This is a genomic window from Pseudomonas azerbaijanoccidentalis, assembly GCF_019145495.1.
GTDB lineage: Bacteria > Pseudomonadota > Gammaproteobacteria > Pseudomonadales > Pseudomonadaceae > Aquipseudomonas > Aquipseudomonas azerbaijanoccidentalis.
Genome location: NZ_JAHSTU010000001.1, coordinates 1125880 through 1149691 on the forward strand (window position 1 = coordinate 1125880; position 23812 = coordinate 1149691).

The window sequence follows — 23812 nt, forward strand, 5'->3', positions numbered from 1 at the left end:
TTGTCATGAGTCAGCGTGATGTTGTTTTTCCAGTGGGACGCCAGGCACTTTACGAGCGCAATCGCTACTCGCCGGCGATCCGCTCCAATGGCTTTTTGTTTGTGTCGGGGCAAGTAGGCAGTAACGAGGATGGCTCGCCCGAGGAAGATCTTGAGGCTCAGGTCCGGCAAGCGTTCAACAACCTGAACGCGATTCTCAGCGCTGCCGGCAGCAGTTTCGATGATGTGGTGGACGTCACCGTCTTCATGGTCGATCCTCAATCGACGTTCGAGAGGATCTGGAAGGTGGTGCCGGAGTTCTGGGGCCAGGCACCGCATCCGACGTTGACCGCCGTCGGCGTTACCTGGCTCTATGGGTTTGCGTTCGAGATCAAGGTCATCGCCAGGCTCCCGGAAACCTCTGCAAGCTAACCGTTGATAGCCCGTGCAGGAGCAAGCCTGCTCGCGATAGCGTCGATTCAGTCAACGCCATCGATAGCAGGCTCCCATCACAAGGCACTTCAGCGCTTAGTGCGGCGCGCGCGGGATGGTTTTCAGCAGGTCGTCGGGGCTGATGTAACCCACCACCGGCTGAACGCTGCCCGGTTGTGGCAAGCCAAGGATGTGCCCCTTCATCTTGCCGATGATGTGCATTTCACAAGGCTTGCAGTCGAACTTCAGCGTCAGCACTTCATCGCCGTGAATCAGTTGCATCGGCGCCACCTTGGTGCGCACGCCGGTCACGCCTTTGGCCTGTTTGGGGCACAGGTTGAAGGAGAAACGCAGGCAATGCTTGGTGATCATCACCGGCACCTCGCCCGCCTCCTCGTGCGCCTCGTACGCCGCGTCGATCAGCTTGACCCCGTGACGGTGATAGAAGTCGCGGGCCTTCTGGTTGTAGACGTTGGCCAGGAACGACAGGTGCGACTCAGGGTACACCGGGGGTGGCGTGGTTTCGGCTTTGCGACCGCCACGCGGGTGGGCGGCGATCCGTGCTGCGGTCAAAACTTCGATCACCTCACGGCGCAAGGCCTTGAGCTGCGAGTTAGGGATGAAGTACGCCTGCGGCGCATCGAGCTTGATGTCGATGGCATGGTACTGCGTGGTCCCCAACTGGCCGAGCAGATCCTGCAATTGCTCCAGCGCCTGTTCCGGTTTGTTGGCTGCGCCGAACGGACCATTCAACGTGACGCTGGCGCTGACACCCTCTTCACTGGTCGCCGTCAATTCAAGCTGCTCTTCCCGCAGGCGCGCGACCCAACGCAGGGCCACACGACGCTCGGCAGAAGTCTTTTGCAACGCCTGCTGCCAGTTGTGATCGAGGTTGCGATTGAGCGGATGGTTGGGGCGCAACTTGTACATGCCTTCCGGCATTTCGTTGGGCTCGACGCGATAGCGATAACGCTTCTCGCCGTCTTCCTCGAATTCGCCTTTGGCTTCGGCGATGTTGGCGCGGAAACCCACCACTTCACGCTTGACCAGCACGTTGAGGCCGTCACCGTTGGACAGCGGCTCGTGCGTCACGACCAGCATGTCGCGTTTGGCGACTTTCTCGACCACGCCCACCGGCAAACCGGTGAAGGTCGGCGAGTCGAAGGCGCCGATGTCGATCTTGCGGTCGGTGACGAAGTAATCGGTGCTGCCACGGTGGAAGGTTTTTTCCGGGTCGGGCAGGAAGAAATGCGCGGTGCGGCCGCTGGAGGCACGGGCCAGATCCGGACGTTCTTCGAGCACGGCGTCGAGGCGTTGGCGGTAATAGGCCGTGATGTTCTTCACATAACCCATGTCCTTGTAGCGGCCCTCGATCTTGAACGAGCGCACGCCAGCCTCGACCAGTGCGCGGATGTTGGCACTCTGGTTGTTGTCTTTCATCGACAGCAGGTGCTTTTCGTAAGCGATCACGCCACCCTTTTCATCTTTGAGGGTGTACGGCAAACGGCAGGCCTGGGAGCAGTCGCCACGGTTGGCACTGCGACCGGTCTGCGCGTGGGAGATGTTGCACTGCCCGGAGAACGCCACGCACAAGGCACCGTGAATGAAAAACTCGATGGCCGCGTCGGTTTCGTCGGCAATGGCGCGGATTTCCTGCAGGTTCAGTTCGCGGGCCAGCACCAGTTGCGAAAAACCGGCCTGATCGAGGAACTTCGCCCGCGCCAGGGTGCGGATGTCGGTCTGGGTACTGGCGTGCAGCTCGATCGGCGGGATATCCAGCTCCATCACGCCCAGGTCCTGGACGATCAGCGCGTCGACACCGGCGTCGTACAACTGGTGGATCAGCTTGCGGGCCGGCTCCAGCTCGTTGTCGTGCAGGATGGTGTTGATGGTGGTGAACACCCGCGCGTGATAGCGACGGGCGAATTCCACCAGTTCGGCGATCTCGCTCACTTCGTTGCAGGCGTTGTGGCGGGCGCCGAAGCTCGGGCCGCCGATGTAGATGGCATCGGCGCCATGCAGAATGGCCTCGCGGGCGATGGCTACGTCGCGGGCGGGGCTGAGCAATTCCAGATGATGTTTGGGCAGGGACATAATATTTTTTTAGTCAGGCTGTCACGGTCGAGGCGTGCATTGTAGCGGCGAATCGCCTGACGGGCATCCGTAGGCTGCCGGGTGGCGTTCGCTTTGGCCTGACTGGCCCCAATCCCTGTGGGAGCGGGCTTGCCCGCGATGGCGATATCTCTGGCCAATGATGATGCTGGATCAAATGGCCCCTTCGCGAGCAAGCCCGCTCCCACAGGTTTTGTGTGTTGCTGCGGTCAGGCCTTGGCCGCCATCGCGGTGACTTCCACGCGCATGCCTTCCACCGCCAATGCAGCCACGCCAACAGCGGCGCGTACGGGCCATGGCTTGGCGAAGAAGCGCTTGTAGACTTCGTTGAATGCGGCGCGGTCGGCCATGTCGGTGAGGTAGATGGTCAGGTGCAACACGCGGTCCATGGAGCTGCCGGCACGTTCAAGCGCCACTTTGAGCGCCTGCAAGGTGCATTCGCTTTGCAGGGTGATATCGCCAAGTTCCAGGCTACCGTCGGCGCGGGTCGGGATCTGGGTCGAAACCAGCATGCCGCCGAAACCGGCGACGTCGGAAGAAATGGAGTCTGCGTCAGGATCGGGTGTGAACGTGATGTCTTGGTTGGCCATGGGACTCTCTTGCTTGATGAGGTAAAGGGGCGCCGCCGCGGTACATCGCAGCGATGCCTTTTGCACGCGCAGTTTACCGCATGTTTTTTGTTCGCCCATCCGCCATGTCAACAGAGTGACTTATCCATTGCCTCTGGATACCCTTGCGCTCATCACCTCACTCCCTCCATGCGAGCCTGTCATGAAATCCCCTGCCGGCCTGCTGTTGTCGGGCATAGAACTGGACCGTGCCAGCTCGATTCCCCTTTACCGTCAGCTCTACCTGCAGATCCGCAAACAGATACTGTCCGGGCGCCTGCAAGGGGGCGTGCGCCTGCCGTCGACCCGAACACTGAGCACCGAGCTTGCGCTGTCGCGGATCACCATCCTGAATGCGTTCGACCAGTTGATCGCCGAAGGCTTTCTGGCGTCGCGCACCGGCGCCGGGACTTACGTGGGCAATGAGTGGGAAAGCCGCGGCGGTGTCGACGACGAACAACAGCGCCAGCCGCCTCGGCTATCGGACCTGAGCCAGTCGATGCTATCGCTGCGCAGCAAGCATTTTAGTGGGGTGTCCTATGCCGACTGGGATCCGGCGAGCCCGACCTCGTTCCTGCCCAGCCACAGCACGTACGACGCCTTCCCGCAGCACATCTGGAAGCGCCTGATGAGCCGTCACCTGCACAAGCCGACCAAGGCCATGCTCGGTTACGGCGAACTGCAAGGGTTGCTGGCCTTGCGCACGGCGATTGCCGAATACGTCTTCGATGCCCGCGGTATCGACTGCACGGCCGAGCAAGTGGTGATTGTTTCCGGCGCACAGCAAGCCTTCAACCTGCTCGGCATGTTGCTGCTCAATCCGCAGGACAGCGTGTGGATGGAAGACCCCGGACACATCGCCGCGCGCATCGCGCTCCAGGCCCAGGGCGCGCAGGTGGTGCCGTTGCGTATCGACGATCAGGGGATCGACATCGTCCAGGGCCTGGCTGAATGCCCTGATGCGCGGCTGGTGTTCACCACCCCTTCTCGCCAGCATCCCTTGGGCGTGACCATGAGCTACGCGCGGCGTCAGGCGCTCATCGATTGGGCCGCGCAATACCAGAGCTGGATCATCGAGGATGATTGCGACAGCGAGTTTCGCTACAGCGGCCGCCCTTTGCCGGCGCTGTACGCCATGGACCAACGCGCTCGGGTGATTTACGTCGGCACGTTCAGCAAGGTCCTGTTTCCCTCCCTGCGCCTGGGCTATGTGATCCTGCCCCACGCCTTGATCGAACCTTTTTGCACCCTGCGAGCGGTCATGGATCGCAGCCCGCCAACCCTCTTGCAAGCGGTGACCGCCGACTTCATGAGTGAGGGCCATTTCCTCGGACATATCCGCCGCATGCGTGCGCTGTATCAGGCGCGCCAGCAAGCGCTGGTCGAGCAATTGCATGAGCAACTGGGGGATTTTTTCAGCATCACCCCGGTTGAAGCCGGCATGCACCTGATTGCCTGGCTGCCCGCCGAACTGGACGCCGACACCCTCGCCAAGGAGCTGGCCCGGCACAACATCCACACCTACGCCCTGAGCGACTACTGCCTGCAGAACTACCTGCCCCCGGCGCTGTTGATCGGTTTTGCCGGCACGCCGGCGGACAAGGCCCGGGAACGCGTCGAAGCGCTGGCTCAGGCGCTGATCAGCATTGGTGCCTATTCGGCCCCGCCAAATGAGCAAAGTGGTCTTATCAATTAAATAGTAATGGATCTATCGAGAGTTCCTGACTGGCGCGATAAAGGCTGCGCCGGGAGACCCGGCGTCTGAACCAGGAATCACTCGAATGAACAATAAGATCCAGGAACGATTCAACGCCTTGCTCAGCCACAAGGCGACCGGGGCCGAAGCGCCTCCCGTGCTGACCCAGGCACTGGCCCGCCAGCTGCTGGCGCGCCTCCAGCAATTGCGCTTGTTTGCCCATGCCTATCCCCTGCTGACCAACCTGACCCATGGCCGTGTCACGCCCGCCGACATGCTCGATTTCGCCTATCGCCACGAGCTTCAGGGGCTGAGCCTGCACTTGCTCGACGGTGAGGAAAACAGCCTCAGCCAAATGACCGCCGCGCAGCTTCAGGCGTTCGCGGCCAAGGCCAAAGCGCTGGAACTGGACGTGCATCTGGAAATCAGCAGCACACGCAAAAAAGATGTCGATCAGGTGATCAGCATTGCCAAGGCGTTGGGCGTGCGCAACATCCGCGTCTACTCGCGCTACGAAGGCATGTTGTCGCGGGTCATGGACATCATCGAGACCGACCTGCACTACCTCGCGCAGCAGGCCGACGAACACGATCTGTACTTCGACTTCGAACAGCATGAAGAGCTCAAGAGCGGCGAGATCGCAGATCTGTTGACCCGCCTCAACCACCCTCGCCTGCACGCCTTGTTCGACTTCGGCAACATGATCAATGCCTGCGAGCAGCCCTTGCAGGCGCTGCAAACACTGGCGCCGCACATCCGCCAGACCCACCTCAAGGGCGTGCGAGTGGTCCCCGAGCAAAACGGTTTCGGCCACTACGGCGTGCTGCAAGGCAGTGACGAAGACGACCTGCCCAATGCCCGGATGCTGTTCGAACTGCTGATGCTGGGCGAGTCCACGCCACAAGTGATCGCTTTCATCCTTGAGCAGGAAAACCACTACGTGGCGCCGGCGTTCCGTCAGACAGACGAAGCGGCCGACCCCTTCATTGCCTACCGGGAAATGAGCGACACACCGCTGCCGGGCGGTTACTCGCTGGAACGCATGCTGGCGGACGAACACCGCTGGGCCAACAACCAGGTCGCCTATGTCCGCGGCCTGCTGGCCGAGTTTCGCACCCTCGCCGAACTGACCCTGGACAACCGCAGCAACGCCTGAACTTGACGTGGAGAACAACAATGACAATCCAAAACAAGGCCAAATGGCTCAGATTCCTGATCCTCATTCTCGGTGGCGGCACCATCTACAAACTGGCGAACCTCAAGGACGCGTTCTACGTGCCCATGCAGGAATTCATGGGCTTGAGCCACACTGAAATCGGTGTGCTGCTGAGCGCCAACGCAATCATCGCCACCGCGCTGTTCGTCGTCGGCGGGATGCTCGCGGACCGTTTCGACACACGCAAACTGATCCCCATCGGCTTGCTCGGCACCGGCTGCCTGGGCCTCTATCTCGCGACCTTCCCACCGTTCAGCAATTTGTTGATCGTGTTCAGCCTGCTGGCGGTGTGCGCCGATTGCATCTTCTGGCCTTCGTTGCTCAAAGCCATTCGCAATCTGGGTGACGATCAGGAACAGGGTCGGTTGTTCGGCCTGCTGGAGGGTGGGCGTGGCGTGATCGATACGGTGGTGGCTTTTTCCGCACTGGGCGTGTTCATCGCCATGGGCTCCGGCGAGTCCGGTCTGAAATCGGCGATTCTGTTCTACTCGGTGATCGACATTCTCGCCGGCACGCTGACCTGGTTCCTGCTCAAGGGCGGCGCCACGCAATCGACCGCCAAACCGAAGAACGGTTTGTCGAACCTGCTGGAAGCGGTCAAGGTCCCGGGCATCTGGCTGGTCAGCCTTAACGTGTTCATGGTCTACATCGTGTATTGCGGCCTGACCTACTTCATCCCCTACCTCAAGGAAATGTACGGATTGCCCGTGGCGCTGGTGGGTGCCTACGGCATCATCAACCAGTATTTCCTGAAGATTCTCGGTGGCCCCGCCGGTGGCTTCATTGCCGACAAGCAATTCAAGAGCACCAGTCGTTACCTGAAGTGGGCATTTCTGGCCCTGCTGCCGCTGATGGGCGTGATCATGCTGATCCCGAAAAGCCCGGACTTCATCTACGCAGGCATGGCCGCCACCCTGTCGTTCGCGCTGATCGTGTTTTCCATGCGCGGCGTGTTCTGGGCACCCATGGGCGAAGTCGGCATCCCGCAGCACATCACTGGCTCGGCGTTCGGCATTGGTTGCCTGATCGGTTATGCGCCGGGCATGTTCGCCTATGTGATCTACGGTTCAATCCTCGATCACTTCCCCGGCCAACAAGGTTACAACTACGTCTTCAGCCTGATGAGCGTGCTGGCGATTCTCGGGTTCCTGGTGTCCAGCGTGCTGTATCAAACCGTGCGCCGCCAATCCACGGTTAACGCTGCAGTGAGCACGGCACAAGCCTGAGCCGCCCCGTAAAAAACCTCGCCGTGCTTAGCCATTGCCCCGGATGTTGCCGGGGCAATGGCGTGCTCATCAATCCGCTTGCACAGTGGTTTGACGCTGCTCGCCAAGACCGGTAATGCCCAAACGAATGGTTTGCCCCGGGCGCAGGAAGACCGGGTCGGGTTTGATCCCAAGCCCGACGCCGGGCGGCGTACCGGTGGAAATCACATCGCCCGGTTGCAGGCTCATGCAACGGCTGAGGTAGGCAATCAGCTGCGGCACATTGAAGATCAGCGTTCGTGTGTTGCCCTTCTGGTAACGATGCCCGTCAACGTCCAGCCACAGGTCCAGCGCATGCGGATCGGACACTTCATCGCGGGTCACCAGCCACGGGCCGAGGGGGCCGAAGGTGTCGAAGCCCTTGCCCTTGTCCCAAGTGCCGCCGCGCTCCAACTGCCACTCACGCTCTGACACGTCATTGATCACGCAATAGCCGGCGACATGCTCCATCGCATTGGCTTCGTCGATGTAGCGCCCGCCCTTGCCGATGACCACGCCGAGTTCCACTTCCCAGTCGGTTTTGCGCGCACCGCGAGGGATCTCGATGTTGTCGTTCGGGCCGCAAATGGCGCTGGTCCATTTGTTGAAGATGATCGGCTCTTTCGGCACTTCCATGCCCGACTCGGCGGCGTGGTCGGCGTAGTTCAAACCGATGCAGATGAATTTTCCGACCTGTCCGACGCACGCGCCAATCCGTGGCTGGCCCGGTACGATCGGCAGGCTGGCGGGATCAATCGCGGCCAGTGCCGCCAGGCCGGCCGGGGTCAGGGCCTGCCCGGCGATATCCGTGACGTGGGCCGAAAGGTCACGCAGCTGATTGTCGGCGTCCAGCAGGCCGGGCTTTTCCGAACCTTTTTCGCCATATCGCAACAGTTTCATGGGGCTCTCCTGCTTAAACCAAAAATACGAACGCGGATTTCAGATGCTCATGCCGCCATCGATCACGTGCACACCGCCGGTGGTGTACGACGAAGCATCGCTGCCCAGGTACACAGCCAACCGGGCGATTTCTTGCGCCGTGCCGATCCGGCCCATGGGCTGGCGATCGAGGAATTGCTGGTAGACCTGCGCTTCATCGACGCCCTGTTGTGCGGCTTGGGCAGCGATGCGTTGGCGCAGCGACGGTGACTCCACGGTGCCGGGGCAGATCGCGTTGCAGCGAATGCCCTGGCCGATGAAATCGGCCGCGACCGCTTTGGTCAGACCGATCACCGCCGCCTTGCTGGCAGCATAGGCGAACCGGTTGGGCACGCCCTTGACGCTGGAAACCACCGACGACATGTTGATGATCGAGCCGCCGCCCCGCGCCAGCATGCCCGGCAGAAACGCGCGGATCATGCGGTACATGGCGGTGGCATTGATGTCCATCGAACGCGCCCAGGCCGCTTCGTCACACTCAAGAATATTGCCGCTGTGCACGTAGCCGGCGCAGTTGAACAATACATCCAGCGCACCGATGCGCTCACAGGCGTCGCTGATGGCACTGGTCGACGTCACGTCCAGGGTAATCGCGTTGATGCCTTCGATGCCCGCCAGTGCGTGAATGTCGATGTCACTGGCATACACCTCGGCGCCCGCCTCGGCAAACGCCATGGCACTGGCCAGCCCGATACCCTGGCCGGCCGCCGTGACCAGTACCCGTTTGTTCTGCAGGTTCATGCAGTCTCCAGCTTGGCGTTGGTGGCGGCGGTTTTCGGCGTTCTGCCGAGCATCGCCGCGGGGATCATCAGGATCAGTCCGCCGCTGACAAACAGGCAGGCTGCCAAAACGTAAGTGCCGTTATTGATATTGCCGGTGAGGTTTTCCGCGACGGCGGTGATCATCGATCCGGTGAACCCGGACAGATTGCCGATGGCGTTGATCATGCCGATCCCGGCAGCCGCCGCGACACCCGACAGCACGGTGCCTGGCAAGGTCCAGAAAATCGGCATCAGGCTGAGTATCCCCGAGGCGGCAACGCTGAGAAACAGCACCGAAAGCACCAGGTTGTCGGCGAAGAACGCACTGAGCATCAGCCCCACGCCGCCGATGAAGGCCGGAATCGCCGCATGCAGCCGACGCTCGCCGGTGCGGTTGGAGTGACGGGCATTGAGCAACATCGCCACCACCGCCACTGCGTAAGGAATGGCCGTCAGGAAACCGATGTGCAGGCTGTTGGTGATGCCGGTGCTCTTGATAATCGACGGCATCCAGAACGCCAGGCCATAGAAGCCGGTGTTGAAGGTCAGCAGGATAAGCACCAGCAGCCACACGCGGGGGTTGAAGAACACTTCGCTCAGGCGTGAAGCCTTGCCTTGGTTGTCGGTTTGCAGATTGGCCTTGAGCATGGCTTTTTCCGCCGCCGACAGCCACTTGGCCTTGTCGATGTTGTCGGCCAGGCAGACGATCACCACGAACGCCATGATGATCGAAGGGATGCCCTCGATGATCAGCATCCACTGCCAACCGGACATGCCGTGCACGCCTTGCATGCTGTTCATCAACCAGCCGGACAGGATACCGCCCAGGGTCAGGCTGATTGGCATGGCCATCAAGAACCCGGACATCACCCGGCTTTGGCGGTGGGTTGGAAACCAGTAGTTGAGGTAAAGAATCACGCCCGGAAAGAAGCCGGCTTCACAGATGCCCAGCAAGAAGCGCAACGTGTAGAACATCGTGCTCGATTCGATGTGGAAGAAGCCCGCCAACGGAACGGTGTAGGCCACGGCCATGGAGATCACCGCCCAGCTCAACATGATCCGGGCAATCCAGAATCGTGCGCCGAAGCGATGCAGCAACAGGTTGCTCGGCACTTCGAACAGGAAGTAGCCCCAGAAAAACATGCTCGCGCCCAAGGCATAGATGGTGTTGCTGAATTGCAGCTCGTTGAGCATGTCGAGCTTGGCAAAGCCGATGTTGACGCGGTCCAGGTACGCCGCCATGTAGCACAGCAGCAGGACAGGCAGGATGCGCCAGATGACTTTGCGGTAGGTCCGGTCTTCAAAATCGAGTTGGCTGGCTTGCGCCTGCGCGGGCAAATGCTCGGATATCGTTTGCATGGAGGTAACCCCTGGGCATGTGGACATGCCTGATTGTTTTTATCGAATGGGTCACGCCGAGCGAGCAGTTCGCCCGGCGGTAAAGCGATGGCTAGAGTGCCTGGGCGGTTTTTTCTCCGTTAACCAGGCGCGTCAGCCCCAGTGGGTTGCTGTTCTTCAGGGCCTCGGGGAGCAAGGCATCGGGGAAATTCTGGTAGCACACCGGGCGCAAAAAGCGCTCGATGGCCAGGGTGCCCACCGAGGTGCCACGGGCATCGGACGTTGCCGGCCAGGGACCGCCGTGGACCATCGCGTCACACACTTCCACGCCGGTGGGGTAGCCGTTGATCAACACGCGGCCAACCTTTTGCTCCAGCACCGCCACCAGGTCCGCGGCCTGTTCCAGCTCGGCCGCTTCGCCCAGCAGGGTGGCGGTCAGTTGCCCGCGCAAGCCCTGCAACGCCGCCAGCAACTCGGCGCGATCTGCCACCTCAACCACCACGGTGGCCGGGCCAAAGATTTCTTCCTGCAACAGCTCATTGCCGGTCAACAACAGGCTGACATCGGCCTTGAACAATTGCGCCTGCGCCTGATGCCCCTGTTGCGCCTGCCCCGCCAGATGCGTGATCTGCGGATGCGCCAGCAAGGAATCGCAACCCTGCTCATAGCTGCGCAGGCCGCCAGCATTGAGCATGGTTTGCGCCGGTTGATCGGCCATCAAGGTACTGAGCGTCTGCACAAATGCAGTGAACGCCGGTGAGCGAATACCAATGACCAAACCGGGGTTGGTGCAGAACTGACCCGCACCCATCACCACCGAAGCTGCCAACTCAGCGGCAATGCGTTCGCCACGCACCTGCAAGGCCTGCGGCAACACCAGTACCGGGTTGATGCTGCTCATTTCGGCGAACACCGGAATCGGTTGTGGGCGCGCGGCGGCCATGTCACACAGCGCCCGTCCCCCTTTTAGCGACCCGGTGAAACCCACCGCCTGAATCAACGGATGCTTGACCAGTGCTTCACCGACGCCGGCACCGAAAATCATATTGAACACGCCCGCAGGCATCGCGGTTTTTTCAGCGGCGCGGATGATCGCTTCGGCCACTCGTTCGGCCGTCGCCATGTGCCCGCTGTGCGCCTTGAACACCACTGGGCAACCGGCCGCCAATGCGGCGGCGGTGTCACCACCGGCCGTGGAGAACGCCAAGGGAAAATTGCTGGCACCGAACACCGCCACCGGCCCGACACCCAGTTGACACTGGCGCAGATCGCCGCGAGGCAATGGCTTGCGTTCAGGCATCGGCAGATCAATGCGGGCACCGTAGAAATCACCGCGACGCAAGGTCTGCGCAAACAAGCGCATCTGACCGCTGGTACGGGCTCTTTCACCCTGAATACGCGCCGCCGGCAATGCGGTTTCCTGGCAAACCAGGCTGATGAAATCTTCGCCCAGTGCATCCAGTTCGGCCGCGATGGCCTCAAGGAATTGCGCTCGACGCTCGGCAGCCAAATGGCGGTAGATCGGGTAGGCCTGATGGGCTGCTTGGGCGGCCGCGTCCACTTCTTCGGCCGTGGCTTGTATGAATGCGGTCGGCAGTGCTTGACCGGTAGTCGCGTCAACGCTGTGCAGCATCACCGAGCCGACGGCGCTGCGGCCACCGGCGATGAAATTGTGTCCGGACAGTTCGGGCATGACAGTCTCCTGACCCTGATTGGAAGCTGGTCGATACTCTACTGTCGTGAACCGATTCTTTCCCAATGGCATTTTTGGATTAACCGATAACGGATCGTTATCGAAATGCACCAAGGGTTTTGCGCGTTTCAACTGGCCGAATCACGGGCCAATCGCGCGTTCTCCTTGAGAATTTCGGCAAACTCCAGCGCCGCGCCAACCAACGGCTCGCCTTTGCGGGTGAGGATGCCGTAATCCTGTGGAACCAGGTGCAACGGCGTGTCGAGGGTTTTCAGCTGACCGCTGTCGAGCAGCGGATGGACCATCGCATTGGGCAACATGCCGATCATGGGCCCGCGCTGCAAAACCTGAAGGAAGGTCTGCATGGAAATGGTGTCGACGGTGTTGCGCGGCATCCCGACCCCGGCTTCGGCAAAGGCCAGTTCCATGCGTGCGCGAATCGGCGTACCGACCGGGTAGAGAATCCACGGCAGGTCCACCAGCTGCTGCAACGACGTCGGGCCGGCGTCGGCCAATGGATGGCGATTGTTGACCACGATGCAGAACGGTTCGGGCGCCAGCGGCTGAAAGTCATAGCGTTGCTGCTGGCTCTGATCGGTGAAGCGTGCAACAGCCAGGTCGAGCTTCTTCTCTTCGAGCATTTCCATCAGGTGATTACTGGTTTGCTCCACCACTTCGATCGACAGCAGTGGCGAGCGCTGCTTGATCTGCAAAATGGCTTCGGGCAAGGCGACCGCGGTCGCCGCGAAAATTCCGCCGACCTTGAGATGACCATGCCCGCCTTCGCGCAGGCTGCTGATTTGCTCGACGAACGAGCGCGCATCGTTCAAGGCAATCTGCGCATAGCGCAGCACATGTTCGCCCAGCGCCGTGGGCGGCATGCTCCGTGGCTGGCGCTCGAACAGGGCAAAGCCCAACAGGCTTTCGATTTCCTTGAGCATCTTGCTGATGGCCGGCTGGCTCAGGTTCATCTGTTGGGCCGCCAAATGCATGTTGCGTGTGCGCCCCAACGTGTCGATCAGCAGCAAATGCCTGAATTTGAGCCAACCGCAGAAGCTGGAAAAGGACAGTTCTGACATGTGCGTTCCTCGACGAGGTAATAACCTGGCGTTATCGAATACTGAATATATCTCATTGGAGTTTATCGACTGCCCGCCCTAGCGTGAAGGCTTTACGAACCAGGAAGATTCGCCATGTCGCTAATGCTTACTCCCGAAAACACACTGCCGGTCGATGGCGTGGCCGGTACTTTGATCGGTCGCGCCTGGGTTCCGGGCACGATCGCCGGGCCTTCGCCGATTGTCCTGCGCGCCGATGGCGTGTTCGACCTGTCGGATCGTTTCGCGACACTCAGTGACTTGCTGGAATCAGACGCACCGCTGGCAGCCGTGCGGCAGACACCGGGGACGTTCATTGCCAGCCTCGAAGAACTGCTGGCCAACACCGGTCCCGATGCCGATCCGTCAAAACCGCACTTGCTGCCTCCGCTGGATCTGCAAGTGATCAAAGCCGCCGGTGTCACCTTTGCCGCCAGCATGATCGAGCGCGTGATCGAAGAGCAGGCCGGCGGTGACGCGGCAAAAGCCGAAGCCGTGCGAGCCACCGTGCACGCCGTGATCGGCGACAACCTGCGCTCGATCGTTCCGGGCTCCGAGCAGGCCATGCGTTTGAAAGCCCTGCTGATTGAGCAAGGCATGTGGTCGCAATACCTGGAAGTCGGCATCGGCCCGGACGCAGAAATTTTCACCAAGGCCCCGGTGCTCGCCGCCGTCGGCAGCGGCAACCGGATCGGCATTCACCCAGGTTCGCAGTGGAACAACCCGGAGCCGGAAGTGGTGCTGGCGGTGAACAGCCGTGGGCAGATCCATGGCGCAACGCTGGGCAACGACGTCAACCTGCGGGATTTCGAAGGCCGTAGCGCGCTGCTGCTGAGCAAGGCCAAGGACAACAATGCGTCCTGCTCGATCGGGCCGTTCATTCGCCTGTTCGACGAGCAATTCAGCCTCGATGATGTGCGGGCCTGCGTGGTCGATCTGCAGGTACAGGGCGAAGACGGTTACCGCATGCACGGCTCCAGCTCCATGAGCCAGATCAGCCGAGACCCGCAGGACCTGGCCGGCCAGACGTTGAATGCCAATCACCAATATCCCGATGGTTTTCTGCTGTTTCTCGGTACCCTGTTCGCCCCCACCGAAGATCGCGATCATGTCGGCAGCGGATTCACCCACAAACTGGGTGACCGGGTCAGCATCAGCAGCCCGTTGCTGGGCAGCCTGCACAACCAGGTGACCCACAGCTGCGAGGCCACGCCGTGGACCTTTGGCGTCAGCGCGTTGCTGCGCAACCTCGCGTCTCGGGGACTGCTCGCCCGCTGAAGCCGCAACAGATTGTCGATTCATCCAATTACAAGAGAGACCTGAATCATGAGTGACACCCCAAAGCGCCGCCTGCGCAGCGAGCAGTGGTTCAACGACCCTGCCCACGCGGACATGACTGCCCTGTACGTCGAACGCTACATGAACTACGGGATGACCCGTGAAGAACTGCAATCGGGCCGTCCGATCATCGGCATCGCCCAGACCGGCAGCGACCTGACCCCGTGCAACCGCCATCACCTGGAACTGGCGCAACGGGTCAAGGCCGGCATCCGCGATGCCGGGGGCATTCCCATGGAGTTCCCGGTGCACCCGATTGCCGAGCAGTCGCGCCGTCCGACCGCCGCACTCGACCGCAACCTGGCGTATCTGGGACTGGTAGAGATCCTGCACGGCTACCCGCTCGACGGCGTGGTGCTCACCACCGGTTGTGACAAAACTACCCCCGCCTGCCTGATGGCCGCGGCGACCACCGACCTGCCTTCCATCGTCCTGTCTGGAGGGCCGATGCTCGACGGCCACCACAAAGGTGAGCTGATCGGTTCCGGGACCGTGCTGTGGCATGCGCGCAACCTGATGGCTGCCGGGGAAATCGACTACGAAGGCTTCATGGAAATGACCACGGCAGCGTCGCCTTCTGTGGGCCACTGCAACACCATGGGCACGGCATTGTCGATGAACGCACTGGCCGAAGCCCTGGGCATGTCGTTGCCCGGTTGCGCGAGCATTCCGGCGCCGTACCGTGAACGTGGGCAAATGGCCTACGCCACAGGCAAGCGCATCTGCGATCTGGTGATGCAGGACGTACGCCCGTCGCAAATCATGACCCGCGAAGCATTCGAGAACGCCATCGCCGTGGCCTCGGCATTGGGCGCATCGAGCAACTGCCCGCCGCACTTGATCGCCATCGCCCGGCACATGGGCGTCGAACTGAGCCTCGACGACTGGCAACGCATCGGCGAAGACGTGCCGCTGCTGGTCAACTGCATGCCGGCGGGCAAGTACCTGGGCGAAGGCTTCCACCGCGCGGGCGGTGTGCCGGCGGTCATGCACGAACTGCAAAAGGCCGGGCGCCTGCACGAAGACTGCGCCACGGTCAGCGGCAAAACCATCGGCGAGATCGTCAGCAGCACGCTGACCAGCAACGCCGACGTAATCTACCCGTTCGAAACCCCGCTCAAGCACCGTGCCGGTTTCATTGTGCTGAGCGGTAACTTCTTCGATAGCGCGATCATGAAAATGTCGGTGGTGGGCGAAGCGTTTCGCAAGACGTACCTGTCCGAACCTGGCGCGGAAAACAGCTTCGAAGCGCGCGCCATCGTGTTCGAAGGTCCGGAGGACTACCACGCCCGCATCGACGATCCGGCACTGGATATCGACGAGCGCTGCATCCTGGTGATTCGTGGCGCCGGCACCGTGGGTTATCCCGGCAGTGCCGAAGTGGTGAACATGGCCCCGCCGGCGGCGCTGATCAAGCAGGGCATCGACTCCCTGCCCTGCCTGGGCGACGGTCGCCAAAGCGGCACCTCGGCCAGCCCGTCGATTCTCAACATGTCCCCGGAAGCCGCCGTGGGGGGTGGCCTGGCGCTGCTCAAAACCAACGACCGCCTGCGTGTGGACCTCAACGCCAGGTCGGTCAACCTGTTGGTCGATGAAGCTGAAATGGAACGCCGTCGCGCCGCATGGACGCCGAACATCCCGGCCTCACAAACCCCGTGGCAGGAACTCTACCGGCAGCTGGTCGGGCAACTGTCCACCGGCGGCTGCCTGGAACCGGCCACCCTGCACTTGCGAGTGATCGCCCGCAGCGGTGGCGAGCCCCGGCATTCGCACTGACCGGCCCGTGAGCGTCCGGCTAACCGATGAGTTAGCTGGACGCCATCAAGGATCGACTTGCCCCATCAGCTCGGGCACCGATTCCGGGCGATTGGCGTAGCGCTGGGCGAGTACCGCGCAGACCATCAACTGGATCTGATGGAACAGCATCAAGGGCAGGATCAGCACACCAATGGTGCTGCCGGCGAACAGCACCTGCGCCATGGGCACGCCGGTGGCCAGGCTTTTCTTCGAGCCACAAAAGAGAATGGTGATGCGGTCTTCCTGACTGAAGCCACAGACCTTGCCGAGCACGGTAGAGGCCACCAGTACCAGCCCCAACAGCACGCAGCAGGCCACCACCAAACCGGCCAGATCCCGCAACGGAATCTGATGCCAGATGCCTTCGATCACCGCTTCACTGAACGCGCCATACACCACCAGCAAAATCGAACCCTGGTCCACGAACTTCAGCCAGCTCTTGTTGCGCGCCACCCACGCGCCGATCCAGCGACGGGCGATCTGCCCGGCCACGAACGGCAGCAACAGTTGCACGCTGATTTTCAGGATGGCATCGACTGTCGAGCCGCCATCGCCGTGCACGTCCAGCAACAACGTCACCAGCAACGGCGTGAGAAAGATCCCGAACAGGCTCGACGCCGCCGCGCTGCAAATCGCCGCCGGAATATTCCCTCGCGCCAACGACGTAAAGGCAATCGCCGACTGCACCGTGGCGGGCAATGCGCAGAGGTAGAGCATGCCCATGTAGAGGTTGTCGCCAATCAACGGCGACAGGAACGGCTTGAGCGCCAGACCCAGCAACGGGAACAGGACAAAGGTCAGGCCGAACACCAGCAAATGCAGGCGCCAGTGGCCGGCGCCGGCAATGATCGATTCGCGCGACAGCTTGGCCCCGTGCAGGAAAAACAGCAGGGCAATGGCAATGTTGGTCAGCCAACCGAAGCCAACGGCGACTTGACCGCTGGCCGGCAGCAAACTGGCGAGAATGACCACCCCGATCAGGGTCAGGGTGAAGTTGTCGGGTAAAAAGCGCGGGCGAGTCATCGGGATCATCCGGGTTGGCCAGGAACGTGATCTCGACTGTACGCCTGCGGCGAATTACCGACTAACGCTAATAAGCCAGTACATGTCGCCTAAAGGACAAATCAGCGCTTCAATTTGATCAAACCTTCGGCTGATGGCTGGTCACGCAGTGAATACCGCCGCCACCGGCAGAGATCGCGTCGATATTCAGCTGCACCACTTCCCGGTCAGGATAAAGCCCCGACAGCAGATCGAAGGCTTTGCGGTCGGCGGCCTTGTCACCAAACTCTGGCGCGATGATGGCGCCGTTGATCACGAAGTAGTTGATATAGCCCGCGGCGAAATCCGGGTTGTTACGGCTGAACTTGCTCTGCCGCGGCTTGAGCGGTGGCGACACGGTATGCACCTGCAACGGCCGGCCATCGGCGTCCGTGGCGTTTTTCAGGATCTCCAGGTGAACACGGGTGACCTTGTAGTCGTAGGACTGCGGGTCATTGTCGAGGTTGGCGATCACCACGCCCGGCTTGACGAAGCGGGCATAAAAATCGACGTGGGCGTCAGTGATGTCCTTGCCCTTGATGCCGGGCAACCAGATGATTTTGCGCAAACCCAGGCGCTCCTTCAGCGCCTGTTCGACCTCGGCTTTGGTCCAGTCGGGGTTGCGATTTTTATTGATCCAGCTGCTTTCGGTCATGATCCCGGTGCCGTGGCCATCGACCTCGATGCCACCGCCCTCACCCACCAGCTCGCTGCGCAAGTAACGTGCTTCTTCGGTTTCGGCCACCAGCGCGGCCACCTGCGCGTCCTTGCTGTGGCGCTGCTTGTTGCCCCAGCCGTTGAAGTTGAAATCCACCGCGCCGAGGCCACCCTTGTCATCGATGACGAAATTGGCGCCGATGTCGCGCATCCAGATGTCGTCGAGTTCGGTGATGACGTAGGTGACGTTCTTCGTACCGCAATGTTCTTCGGCCAGATCCCGTTCGCTGTCGCGACAGAACACGGTGACGGGTTCATAACCGGCGATGGTCCGCGCGATCAGGCCCAGTGCCGCTTGAACGTCGACGGTGAAGTCTTCCCAGATGGCGTCCTGGGCGCCAAACGCGATGAACGCCTGTTGATGCTTGTCGCCTTCATCCGGCATGTACCAACGGCCCTCGCCTGCTGCAAGCACTTGCGCGGGGCTCAGGCCAAGGCCCATGAAAGCGGCTGTCATGCCGGCGGCAACCGATACTTGTTTGATGAATTCGCGACGCGTGGGCATGTGTCTGTTTCCTGAAGGGTGGGCAAAGGCCGGCGTGGGTGTGCCGGCCTGCGATCATTGGCTTGTGGCCGTCTTGAACTTGGTCCAGGTGCGCATGCGGGCACGCATGTCGGCCTGGGGAATGTCCTTGCCCGGGATCAATCGAGCATAGGTGGCTTCATCGATATAGATGTCGGGGTTGTCGCGCATCGCGGCATCGACATCGGCCCGCGCCTTGGCGTTGGAGGTCGGGTAACCGGTGAAATTACTGATGGCGGCCATGTTTTGCGGGCGCATGACGAAGTTGATGAACGCGTAGGCGTATTCCGGGTGTTTGGCATCGACCGGGATCGCCATGGTGTCCATCCACACCGTGGTGCCTTCACGGGGGATGCGGTACTGGAACGTGGTTTTCTTGCCGGCCGAATCCGCCGTGCGCTGCGCCTGGGTCATGTCACCGCTGTAGCCGAGGGACAGACACAGGTTGCCATTGACCAGATCGGTCACCGGTTGCGACTGGAATTTGCGAATGTACGGTCGCAATTTCATCAGCAACTCGCTCGCCGCCTTCAGGTCTTCAGGCTTGGCGCTGCGCGGCTCGCGACCGAGGTAGTTGAGCACCACCGCCAGCACTTCGTCCGGCGAGTCGATCATCGAGATCCCGCAATCGGCAAACTTCGCCGCCAGTTCCGGTTTGAACAGCATGTCGAGGCTGTTGACCGGAGCGTCCGGCACGCGTTGTTTGACCTGCTCGGCGTTGTAGGTCAGGCCGATGGTGCCCCAGGTGTACGGAACCGTGGCCTGGCTGGAATGCTCGTATTGCTTGCGCAGCTTCTGCAGGCCGGGCTCGATATCGGCCAGCTCGGTGAGTTTCGAACGGTCCAGCGGCATCAGGCTGCCGGCGCGCACCAGCCGCTCGGCCACGGTATCGCCGGGGAAAATCAGGTCATAGCCGCTGCCACCCGCGAGCATCTTGGCTTCCAGGGTTTCGCTGCCATCCATCACGTCGTAGATCACCTTGATCCCGGTTTCGGCGGTGAAACGGCTCAGGGTGTCTTCAGCAAAATAGTCGGCCCAGTTGTACAGCCGCAGGGTTTTCTCCTCGGCGTGCAGCGATGGTAGAACGCAGCACAATGAGAAACCCAAAGCGGTGAGCAAGCGTTTGTGGGAAACCTGCATATCAAACTCCTTGGGTGTTCCAGCGAGCGTTGATGTGGCGACCGTCCTGACTCAACAGCGCCCCGTACATTTCCGGACGGCGGTCGCGGTAGATGCCCCAGCTCAGGCGCTCTTCGCGCATGGCCGCCAGGTCGAGGCTGTGCACAAGCACGCCGGTGCTGTCGCGGTCGGCCTCGGCGAGCAATTTGCCCTTGTGATTGCAGATAAAAGACGAGCCGTAAAAGCTCATCTGCAAAGTAGGGTCAGTGGTCGCGGCTTCCCGGCCGACGCGGTTGGACGCCACCACCGGCAGGATGTTGGCCGCCGCGTGGCCGCGCATGGTCATTTGCCAATGGTCGCGGGAATCGAGGCTCGCGCAGCCCGGTTCAGAGCCGATTGCCGTGGGGTACAGCAGGACTTCCGCGCCCATCAGCGCCAGGCAACGCGCTGTCTCGGGGAACCACTGGTCCCAGCAGATCCCGGCACCGATGCGCCCGAACGCGGTGTCCCAAACGCGGAAACCGGTGTCGCCGGGGCTGAAATATTCCTTCTCCTGATAACCGATGGCGTTGGGGATATGGGTTTTGCGGTACACACCGAGCAACTGCCCGTCGGCATCGGCCACGCTCAAAGAATTGAAGAACGCATTGCCGGCCTTCTCGAACCAGCTCAGCGGCAGCACCACGCCCAACTCTTTGGCCAGCGCAGCGAAACGCTTGAGGACCGGGCTGTCGCAAAACTCCTCGGCCAGGGCCAGGTGTTTATGGTTTTGCTCGATGCAGAAATACGGCGTGGCAAACAGCTCTTGCAGCAGGATGACCTGGGCACCCTTGGCCGCGGCCTCGCGAACCAGTTGTTCGGCTTGATCGAGGTTGTTTTTCAGGTCCCAGGTGCACGGCATCTGGGTGGTGGCGATGGTCAGGAGTGTCATTGCATCAACCCTCCACCGGCCAGGCAGGCTGTTGCTGGGTGATGCAATGCACACCGCCACCGCCATGGGCCAGATGATTGATTCGCACCGGCACCACTTCACGTCCGGGGAACGCCTGGGCGAGCGTTTCGGCGGCGACGTGATCGGCATCAATGCCGTAGGCCGGCATGATGATTGCGCCGTTGGCGATGTAGAAATTGGTGTACGAAGCGCAGAACACTTCGGCCTCGGTGTCCACGGCGTCGCTGGCTTCATACAACTCGATCAGTTGGAATTGACGCCCTTGTGCATCTGTTGCCAGTTCCAAGGCTCGGCGGTTTTCACGGGCCACTTCGGCGTACACCGATTGGGTGTCGTGGGTCGCGTCGAGCAGCAATACGCCGGGACGGGCAAATGCGCAGACGCCATCAACATGGCCGTCGGTCATGTCGCCGGTGACGTAGTCGCGATCGCCCGGCAGCCAGATGGTTTTCTTCACGCCCAGTAACTGCGCAAACATTTCCTCCATCTCGGCCTTGCTCATACCGGGATTGCGATTGGGGTTGAGCAACACCGATTCGGTGGTGATCAGCGTGCCTTCGCCATCGACGTGAATGGCCCCGCCTTCGTTGCTCAGCGGTGTGCCGAAGCACGGCAGGCCGAGGTGATTGAGTGCGCGACGCGCCAGGCCCTCGTCCAGCTCATGGGCCGACTTGCCGCCCCACGCATTGAAGCGCCAGCTGACCCCCGCCAGACCTTGCTGCGGATGGCAGACAAAGGTCGGGCCGGAGTCGCGGCACCAACTGTCGTTCACCGCCAACTCGATCAGTTCGATGTTCGGCCCGCACAACGCCTTGGCAGAGGCTACAGCCGACGGATCAACAACCATTTTCACCGGTTCGAAACGAGCGATGGCGTTGGCCACGCGGGCAAAGTCCGCCTGCACGTCCGGCAGGGTTACTCGCCAGCCGGATTCCCACAACGCCTGGTTGTGCGGCCAGACCATCCAGGTCGCCGCGTGCCGGACCCACTCCGCGGGCATCATCCATTCGCTGTTTTTAGAGTTGTTGTACTGCATGATGCTCTCCAGGTTAAATCGGCCTTATAGTTAAGCCATTGTGTTCAATGAAAACTGCTTCGGCGGTCTTGGCATGCATGCTACGGCTGTAAAAACAGGCAAACAAACGATGGATTTTGTAGAAAACTGATTAGAGGAACTTATCGATATGCTCAAACACTGGCCGCCACTGAGCACGCTTCGAGGCTTCGAAGCCGCTGCACGGCTGGGGAGTTTTCACAAGGCTGCCGAAGAGTTGCACCTCACGCAGTCGGCCATCAGCCAACAGATCCGCAGCCTTGAGGCGTACCTTGAACAGCCGCTGTTTTTTCGCAGTGGGCGCAGCGTCAGCCTGACCGATGCCGGTCACGACCTGCTCAGCACCACCCAGGCGCTGTTGCAGCAACTGGCGGTAGGCATTCGACGGTTGGGGCAGTATCAGAAGCCCAATCAATTGGTGCTCAACACCACCCCGGCGTTTGCCCGGCACTGGTTGCTGCCACGTCTGGGGGATTTTCGACGCCGGCATCCAGACGTCGACCTGTGGATTTTCAGCACCGATGAGGTGCCGGACATGACCACCCAGACCATCGACATCGCCGTGCGCGATGACATCAGTTCCCAGGCCGAATGCAGTTTCAAGGTGCTGCACGCTGACCGCCTCTACCCGGCCTGCCACCCGAACCTGCTGGCGCAACCACAGGAACAGCGCAGCACGCTGCATGGCGAACGGGAGATGGATTGGAGCCACTGGGCGGTCGAGGCCGGGATCGACGTCGGCCAGCGGGATCAGGGTTTGAACTTCTCCGATCCCGGCCTGCTGCTGGACGCCGCTTGCGCAGGCTTGGGCATCGCCCTGGTCAGCCAGTTATTGAGTCGGCAGGCGCGCGCCAATGGTTTGTTGCAGCCGTTGGTGGAGCAAACCATTCGCGGGCCGAACTGGGCCATGCTGACCCATCGCGACAGCGAAACCAATGCGCGCAGCTTCAACGAATGGTTGCTGAGCAACCTGGAAAACGACAGCCCGACGATGCCGGGCTGAGGGGCGGGAAACCGGCGCTCGATCAGCCGCGCCGGGCTTACGTCACTTAGTCGACTGGACGATGGCCTTGAGCTTGTCCAGCGCGTCACTGGCGTTCTTCTCGTCCGAATCTTTCTTGTCGAACCAGCTGGTGCCGTTCTGCAGAATCTCTGCAAGGATCGGGAAATACAGCTGCTTTTTCTTCGCCAGCTCCACCGGGTCGGCGGCGGTGGCCTGGTCCAGTGCGGTTTGCAGCGTGTTGCGCTGGGACAGCCATTGCGGCGTGGCTTTTTCCTCAGGGCTCATGTTGTCCATGAAGCTCAGCGCAGCCTTGGCCCGCCCGACCGGGTCATTGGCGAATGGATCCCGCCAGTTTTTCTTCTGATCTTCCGGCCCGACGTAGTAGCCGGTGGCGAGCTGAGCCTGCTGGCGCATGACGTCCTGCGCGGCGGTTTGCTCTTCCTTGGTGAACTTCCCGCCTTCGTTGGTGGCAACGGCGTACAACGAACGCCGGTCCAGATCGCCCATCAACGCATTGCGGTCGGCCATGCTGTTGTCGTAGGGCTTGCCGCTGTCCTTCATCAGCGCATATTTTTCATCCATGCGCTTGCGTGCATCGAGGGCGACGTCGGCAAAGGTTTTGTCCTTGGAACTGGAAATCGCTCCAGGCTTGGCCACACCGAGTATCAGCGCATCGGCGTTCATCCCCGCACGCACCGGAAAGTACGGCGCGTTGCTGGCAATCGCATCGCTGTAATCGGTGGCCGTGCTGGAAAAGCTCACCGCATCATCATTTTGCGTTGGGTCCGACGCCTGGCTGCTGTCCGCCACGCTGCCCTTGGCATCGCTCGCCTTGTTATTGTCGGCAGTGGTATAGGCAGCGATCAAGGCACTGGATGACGAAGAGGACGACGTGACGTTCATTGATTCTTCCTTGTGGACGAGGCACGAGTGCGGGCACATCGGGCGGCGTCATTCTATATCGGCACGTTACGCCGATCTTTATACCTTGGTGTTAAAACTTCACACCCTGGTCTGGTGGTCAGGACAAGGTTTTAACCCTAAATTCCTGCCCCCCGAAACCTTCACCGCCGCTGGCATCACGACAGGCTGTTGTTTGCAAAAAAAGCCTGTCGCACTTTGAACAGCCGGAACTAAAATCGGTTATAGCGGAT

Annotated in this window: 20 protein-coding genes; 7 read left to right on the plus strand and 13 right to left on the minus strand. The window is 61.1% G+C overall.

What is annotated here, in order from left to right:
* The first annotated feature begins 5 nt into the window (after nt 1-5).
* Nucleotides 6-410 carry a RidA family protein gene (locus KVG88_RS04740; protein ID WP_150702468.1) on the plus strand — a complete coding sequence of 135 codons (405 nt, stop codon included), beginning with the start codon at nt 6-8 and terminating at the stop codon, nt 408-410.
* A gap of 96 nt (nt 411-506) precedes the next feature.
* Here the strand turns inward: KVG88_RS04740 and KVG88_RS04745 are convergent, their stop codons facing one another.
* Nucleotides 507-2504: a peptidase U32 family protein gene (locus KVG88_RS04745; protein ID WP_217870489.1), complete on the minus strand. Its 1998-nt coding sequence runs from the start codon at nt 2502-2504 to the stop codon at nt 507-509.
* A 227-nt stretch (nt 2505-2731) separates the two neighbouring features.
* Nucleotides 2732-3112 carry a RidA family protein gene (locus KVG88_RS04750; RefSeq protein ID WP_010459079.1) on the minus strand — a complete coding sequence of 127 codons (381 nt, stop codon included), beginning with the start codon at nt 3110-3112 and terminating at the stop codon, nt 2732-2734.
* Nucleotides 3113-3293: 181 nt separating this feature from the next.
* Between KVG88_RS04750 and pdxR the strand changes: the two genes are divergently transcribed.
* From pdxR to KVG88_RS04765, 3 genes are all read left to right on the plus strand, one after another.
* Nucleotides 3294-4826, plus strand: a complete 1533-nt coding sequence (gene pdxR / locus KVG88_RS04755; protein WP_217870490.1) for a MocR-like pyridoxine biosynthesis transcription factor PdxR — start codon at nt 3294-3296, stop codon at nt 4824-4826.
* Between the two features lie 85 nt (nt 4827-4911).
* Nucleotides 4912-5982: a sugar phosphate isomerase/epimerase family protein gene (locus tag KVG88_RS04760; protein ID WP_217870491.1), complete on the plus strand. Its 1071-nt coding sequence runs from the start codon at nt 4912-4914 to the stop codon at nt 5980-5982.
* A 20-nt stretch (nt 5983-6002) separates the two neighbouring features.
* A complete protein-coding gene (locus KVG88_RS04765) occupies nt 6003-7268 on the plus strand; it encodes an MFS transporter (RefSeq protein ID WP_217870492.1) in 1266 nt (421 codons plus the stop codon).
* A gap of 69 nt (nt 7269-7337) precedes the next feature.
* On the opposite strand, the gene KVG88_RS04770 is transcribed toward KVG88_RS04765, so the two are convergent.
* The 5 genes from KVG88_RS04770 to KVG88_RS04790 form a co-directional block, all read right to left on the minus strand.
* Nucleotides 7338-8186 (minus strand): ureidoglycolate lyase, encoded by an 849-nt coding sequence (locus KVG88_RS04770; protein WP_217870493.1) that lies wholly within the window; start codon nt 8184-8186, stop codon nt 7338-7340.
* 39 nt (nt 8187-8225) lie between these two features.
* Complete coding sequence (locus KVG88_RS04775; RefSeq protein ID WP_217870494.1) at nt 8226-8966, minus strand: SDR family oxidoreductase; 741 nt, start codon at nt 8964-8966, stop codon at nt 8226-8228.
* Nucleotides 8963-10345 (minus strand): MFS transporter, encoded by a 1383-nt coding sequence (locus KVG88_RS04780; RefSeq protein ID WP_217870495.1) that lies wholly within the window; start codon nt 10343-10345, stop codon nt 8963-8965. Before KVG88_RS04780 ends, KVG88_RS04775 begins: the two co-directional genes overlap by 4 nt.
* Nucleotides 10346-10436: 91 nt before the next feature.
* Nucleotides 10437-12017, minus strand: coding sequence for an aldehyde dehydrogenase (NADP(+)) (locus KVG88_RS04785; RefSeq protein ID WP_217870496.1), 1581 nt, complete (start codon nt 12015-12017; stop codon nt 10437-10439).
* A gap of 128 nt (nt 12018-12145) precedes the next feature.
* Nucleotides 12146-13096: a LysR family transcriptional regulator gene (locus tag KVG88_RS04790; RefSeq protein ID WP_150702458.1), complete on the minus strand. Its 951-nt coding sequence runs from the start codon at nt 13094-13096 to the stop codon at nt 12146-12148.
* Between the two features lie 114 nt (nt 13097-13210).
* On the opposite strand from KVG88_RS04790, the gene KVG88_RS04795 reads away from it, so the two are divergent.
* Together KVG88_RS04795 and KVG88_RS04800 are read left to right on the plus strand one after the other, a co-directional pair.
* A complete protein-coding gene (locus tag KVG88_RS04795) occupies nt 13211-14392 on the plus strand; it encodes a fumarylacetoacetate hydrolase family protein (RefSeq protein WP_217870497.1) in 1182 nt (393 codons plus the stop codon).
* 48 nt (nt 14393-14440) lie between these two features.
* A complete protein-coding gene (locus tag KVG88_RS04800) occupies nt 14441-16228 on the plus strand; it encodes an IlvD/Edd family dehydratase (protein WP_217870498.1) in 1788 nt (595 codons plus the stop codon).
* Between the two features lie 45 nt (nt 16229-16273).
* On the opposite strand, the gene KVG88_RS04805 is transcribed toward KVG88_RS04800, so the two are convergent.
* From KVG88_RS04805 to KVG88_RS04825, 5 genes are all read right to left on the minus strand, one after another.
* A complete protein-coding gene (locus tag KVG88_RS04805; protein ID WP_150702455.1) occupies nt 16274-17272 on the minus strand; it encodes a bile acid:sodium symporter family protein in 999 nt (332 codons plus the stop codon).
* Nucleotides 17273-17390: 118 nt separating this feature from the next.
* Nucleotides 17391-18512, minus strand: a complete 1122-nt coding sequence (locus tag KVG88_RS04810) for an agmatine deiminase family protein (protein ID WP_150702454.1) — start codon at nt 18510-18512, stop codon at nt 17391-17393.
* Nucleotides 18513-18566: 54 nt separating this feature from the next.
* Nucleotides 18567-19670: an extracellular solute-binding protein gene (locus KVG88_RS04815; RefSeq protein WP_217870499.1), complete on the minus strand. Its 1104-nt coding sequence runs from the start codon at nt 19668-19670 to the stop codon at nt 18567-18569.
* A 1-nt stretch (nt 19671) separates the two neighbouring features.
* Nucleotides 19672-20580, minus strand: a complete 909-nt coding sequence (aguB, locus tag KVG88_RS04820) for an N-carbamoylputrescine amidase (protein WP_217870500.1) — start codon at nt 20578-20580, stop codon at nt 19672-19674.
* A 4-nt stretch (nt 20581-20584) separates the two neighbouring features.
* Nucleotides 20585-21637, minus strand: a complete 1053-nt coding sequence (locus KVG88_RS04825) for an agmatine deiminase family protein (protein WP_217870501.1) — start codon at nt 21635-21637, stop codon at nt 20585-20587.
* Nucleotides 21638-21785: 148 nt separating this feature from the next.
* Here KVG88_RS04825 and KVG88_RS04830 point away from each other — a divergent pair, with 148 nt between their 5' ends.
* Nucleotides 21786-22658 (plus strand): LysR substrate-binding domain-containing protein, encoded by an 873-nt coding sequence (locus tag KVG88_RS04830; protein WP_150702450.1) that lies wholly within the window; start codon nt 21786-21788, stop codon nt 22656-22658.
* A gap of 42 nt (nt 22659-22700) precedes the next feature.
* Here the strand turns inward: KVG88_RS04830 and KVG88_RS04835 are convergent, their stop codons facing one another.
* Complete coding sequence (locus tag KVG88_RS04835) at nt 22701-23561, minus strand: hypothetical protein (RefSeq protein WP_217870502.1); 861 nt, start codon at nt 23559-23561, stop codon at nt 22701-22703.
* Nucleotides 23562-23812 lie beyond the last annotated feature (251 nt).

Excerpts from the sequence above, each read along its gene's own strand:
- aguB (WP_217870500.1), bottom strand. The coding sequence starts at position 20,580 with ATGACACTCCTGACCATCGCCACCACCCAGATGCCGTGCACCTGGGAC.
- KVG88_RS04800 (WP_217870498.1), top strand. The coding sequence starts at position 14,441 with ATGAGTGACACCCCAAAGCGCCGCCTGCGCAGCGAGCAGTGGTTCAAC.
- KVG88_RS04745 (WP_217870489.1), bottom strand. The coding sequence starts at position 2,504 with ATGTCCCTGCCCAAACATCATCTGGAATTGCTCAGCCCCGCCCGCGAC.
- KVG88_RS04740 (WP_150702468.1), top strand. The coding sequence starts at position 6 with ATGAGTCAGCGTGATGTTGTTTTTCCAGTGGGACGCCAGGCACTTTAC.
- KVG88_RS04770 (WP_217870493.1), bottom strand. The coding sequence starts at position 8,186 with ATGAAACTGTTGCGATATGGCGAAAAAGGTTCGGAAAAGCCCGGCCTG.
- KVG88_RS04790 (WP_150702458.1), bottom strand. The coding sequence starts at position 13,096 with ATGTCAGAACTGTCCTTTTCCAGCTTCTGCGGTTGGCTCAAATTCAGG.
- KVG88_RS04825 (WP_217870501.1), bottom strand. The coding sequence starts at position 21,637 with ATGCAGTACAACAACTCTAAAAACAGCGAATGGATGATGCCCGCGGAG.
- KVG88_RS04795 (WP_217870497.1), top strand. The coding sequence starts at position 13,211 with ATGTCGCTAATGCTTACTCCCGAAAACACACTGCCGGTCGATGGCGTG.
- KVG88_RS04750 (WP_010459079.1), bottom strand. The coding sequence starts at position 3,112 with ATGGCCAACCAAGACATCACGTTCACACCCGATCCTGACGCAGACTCC.
- KVG88_RS04815 (WP_217870499.1), bottom strand. The coding sequence starts at position 19,670 with ATGCAGGTTTCCCACAAACGCTTGCTCACCGCTTTGGGTTTCTCATTG.
- KVG88_RS04760 (WP_217870491.1), top strand. The coding sequence starts at position 4,912 with ATGAACAATAAGATCCAGGAACGATTCAACGCCTTGCTCAGCCACAAG.
- KVG88_RS04785 (WP_217870496.1), bottom strand. The coding sequence starts at position 12,017 with ATGCCCGAACTGTCCGGACACAATTTCATCGCCGGTGGCCGCAGCGCC.
- pdxR (WP_217870490.1), top strand. The coding sequence starts at position 3,294 with ATGAAATCCCCTGCCGGCCTGCTGTTGTCGGGCATAGAACTGGACCGT.
- KVG88_RS04810 (WP_150702454.1), bottom strand. The coding sequence starts at position 18,512 with ATGCCCACGCGTCGCGAATTCATCAAACAAGTATCGGTTGCCGCCGGC.
- KVG88_RS04805 (WP_150702455.1), bottom strand. The coding sequence starts at position 17,272 with ATGACTCGCCCGCGCTTTTTACCCGACAACTTCACCCTGACCCTGATC.
- KVG88_RS04780 (WP_217870495.1), bottom strand. The coding sequence starts at position 10,345 with ATGCAAACGATATCCGAGCATTTGCCCGCGCAGGCGCAAGCCAGCCAA.
- KVG88_RS04775 (WP_217870494.1), bottom strand. The coding sequence starts at position 8,966 with ATGAACCTGCAGAACAAACGGGTACTGGTCACGGCGGCCGGCCAGGGT.
- KVG88_RS04765 (WP_217870492.1), top strand. The coding sequence starts at position 6,003 with ATGACAATCCAAAACAAGGCCAAATGGCTCAGATTCCTGATCCTCATT.
- KVG88_RS04830 (WP_150702450.1), top strand. The coding sequence starts at position 21,786 with ATGCTCAAACACTGGCCGCCACTGAGCACGCTTCGAGGCTTCGAAGCC.
- KVG88_RS04835 (WP_217870502.1), bottom strand. The coding sequence starts at position 23,561 with ATGAACGTCACGTCGTCCTCTTCGTCATCCAGTGCCTTGATCGCTGCC.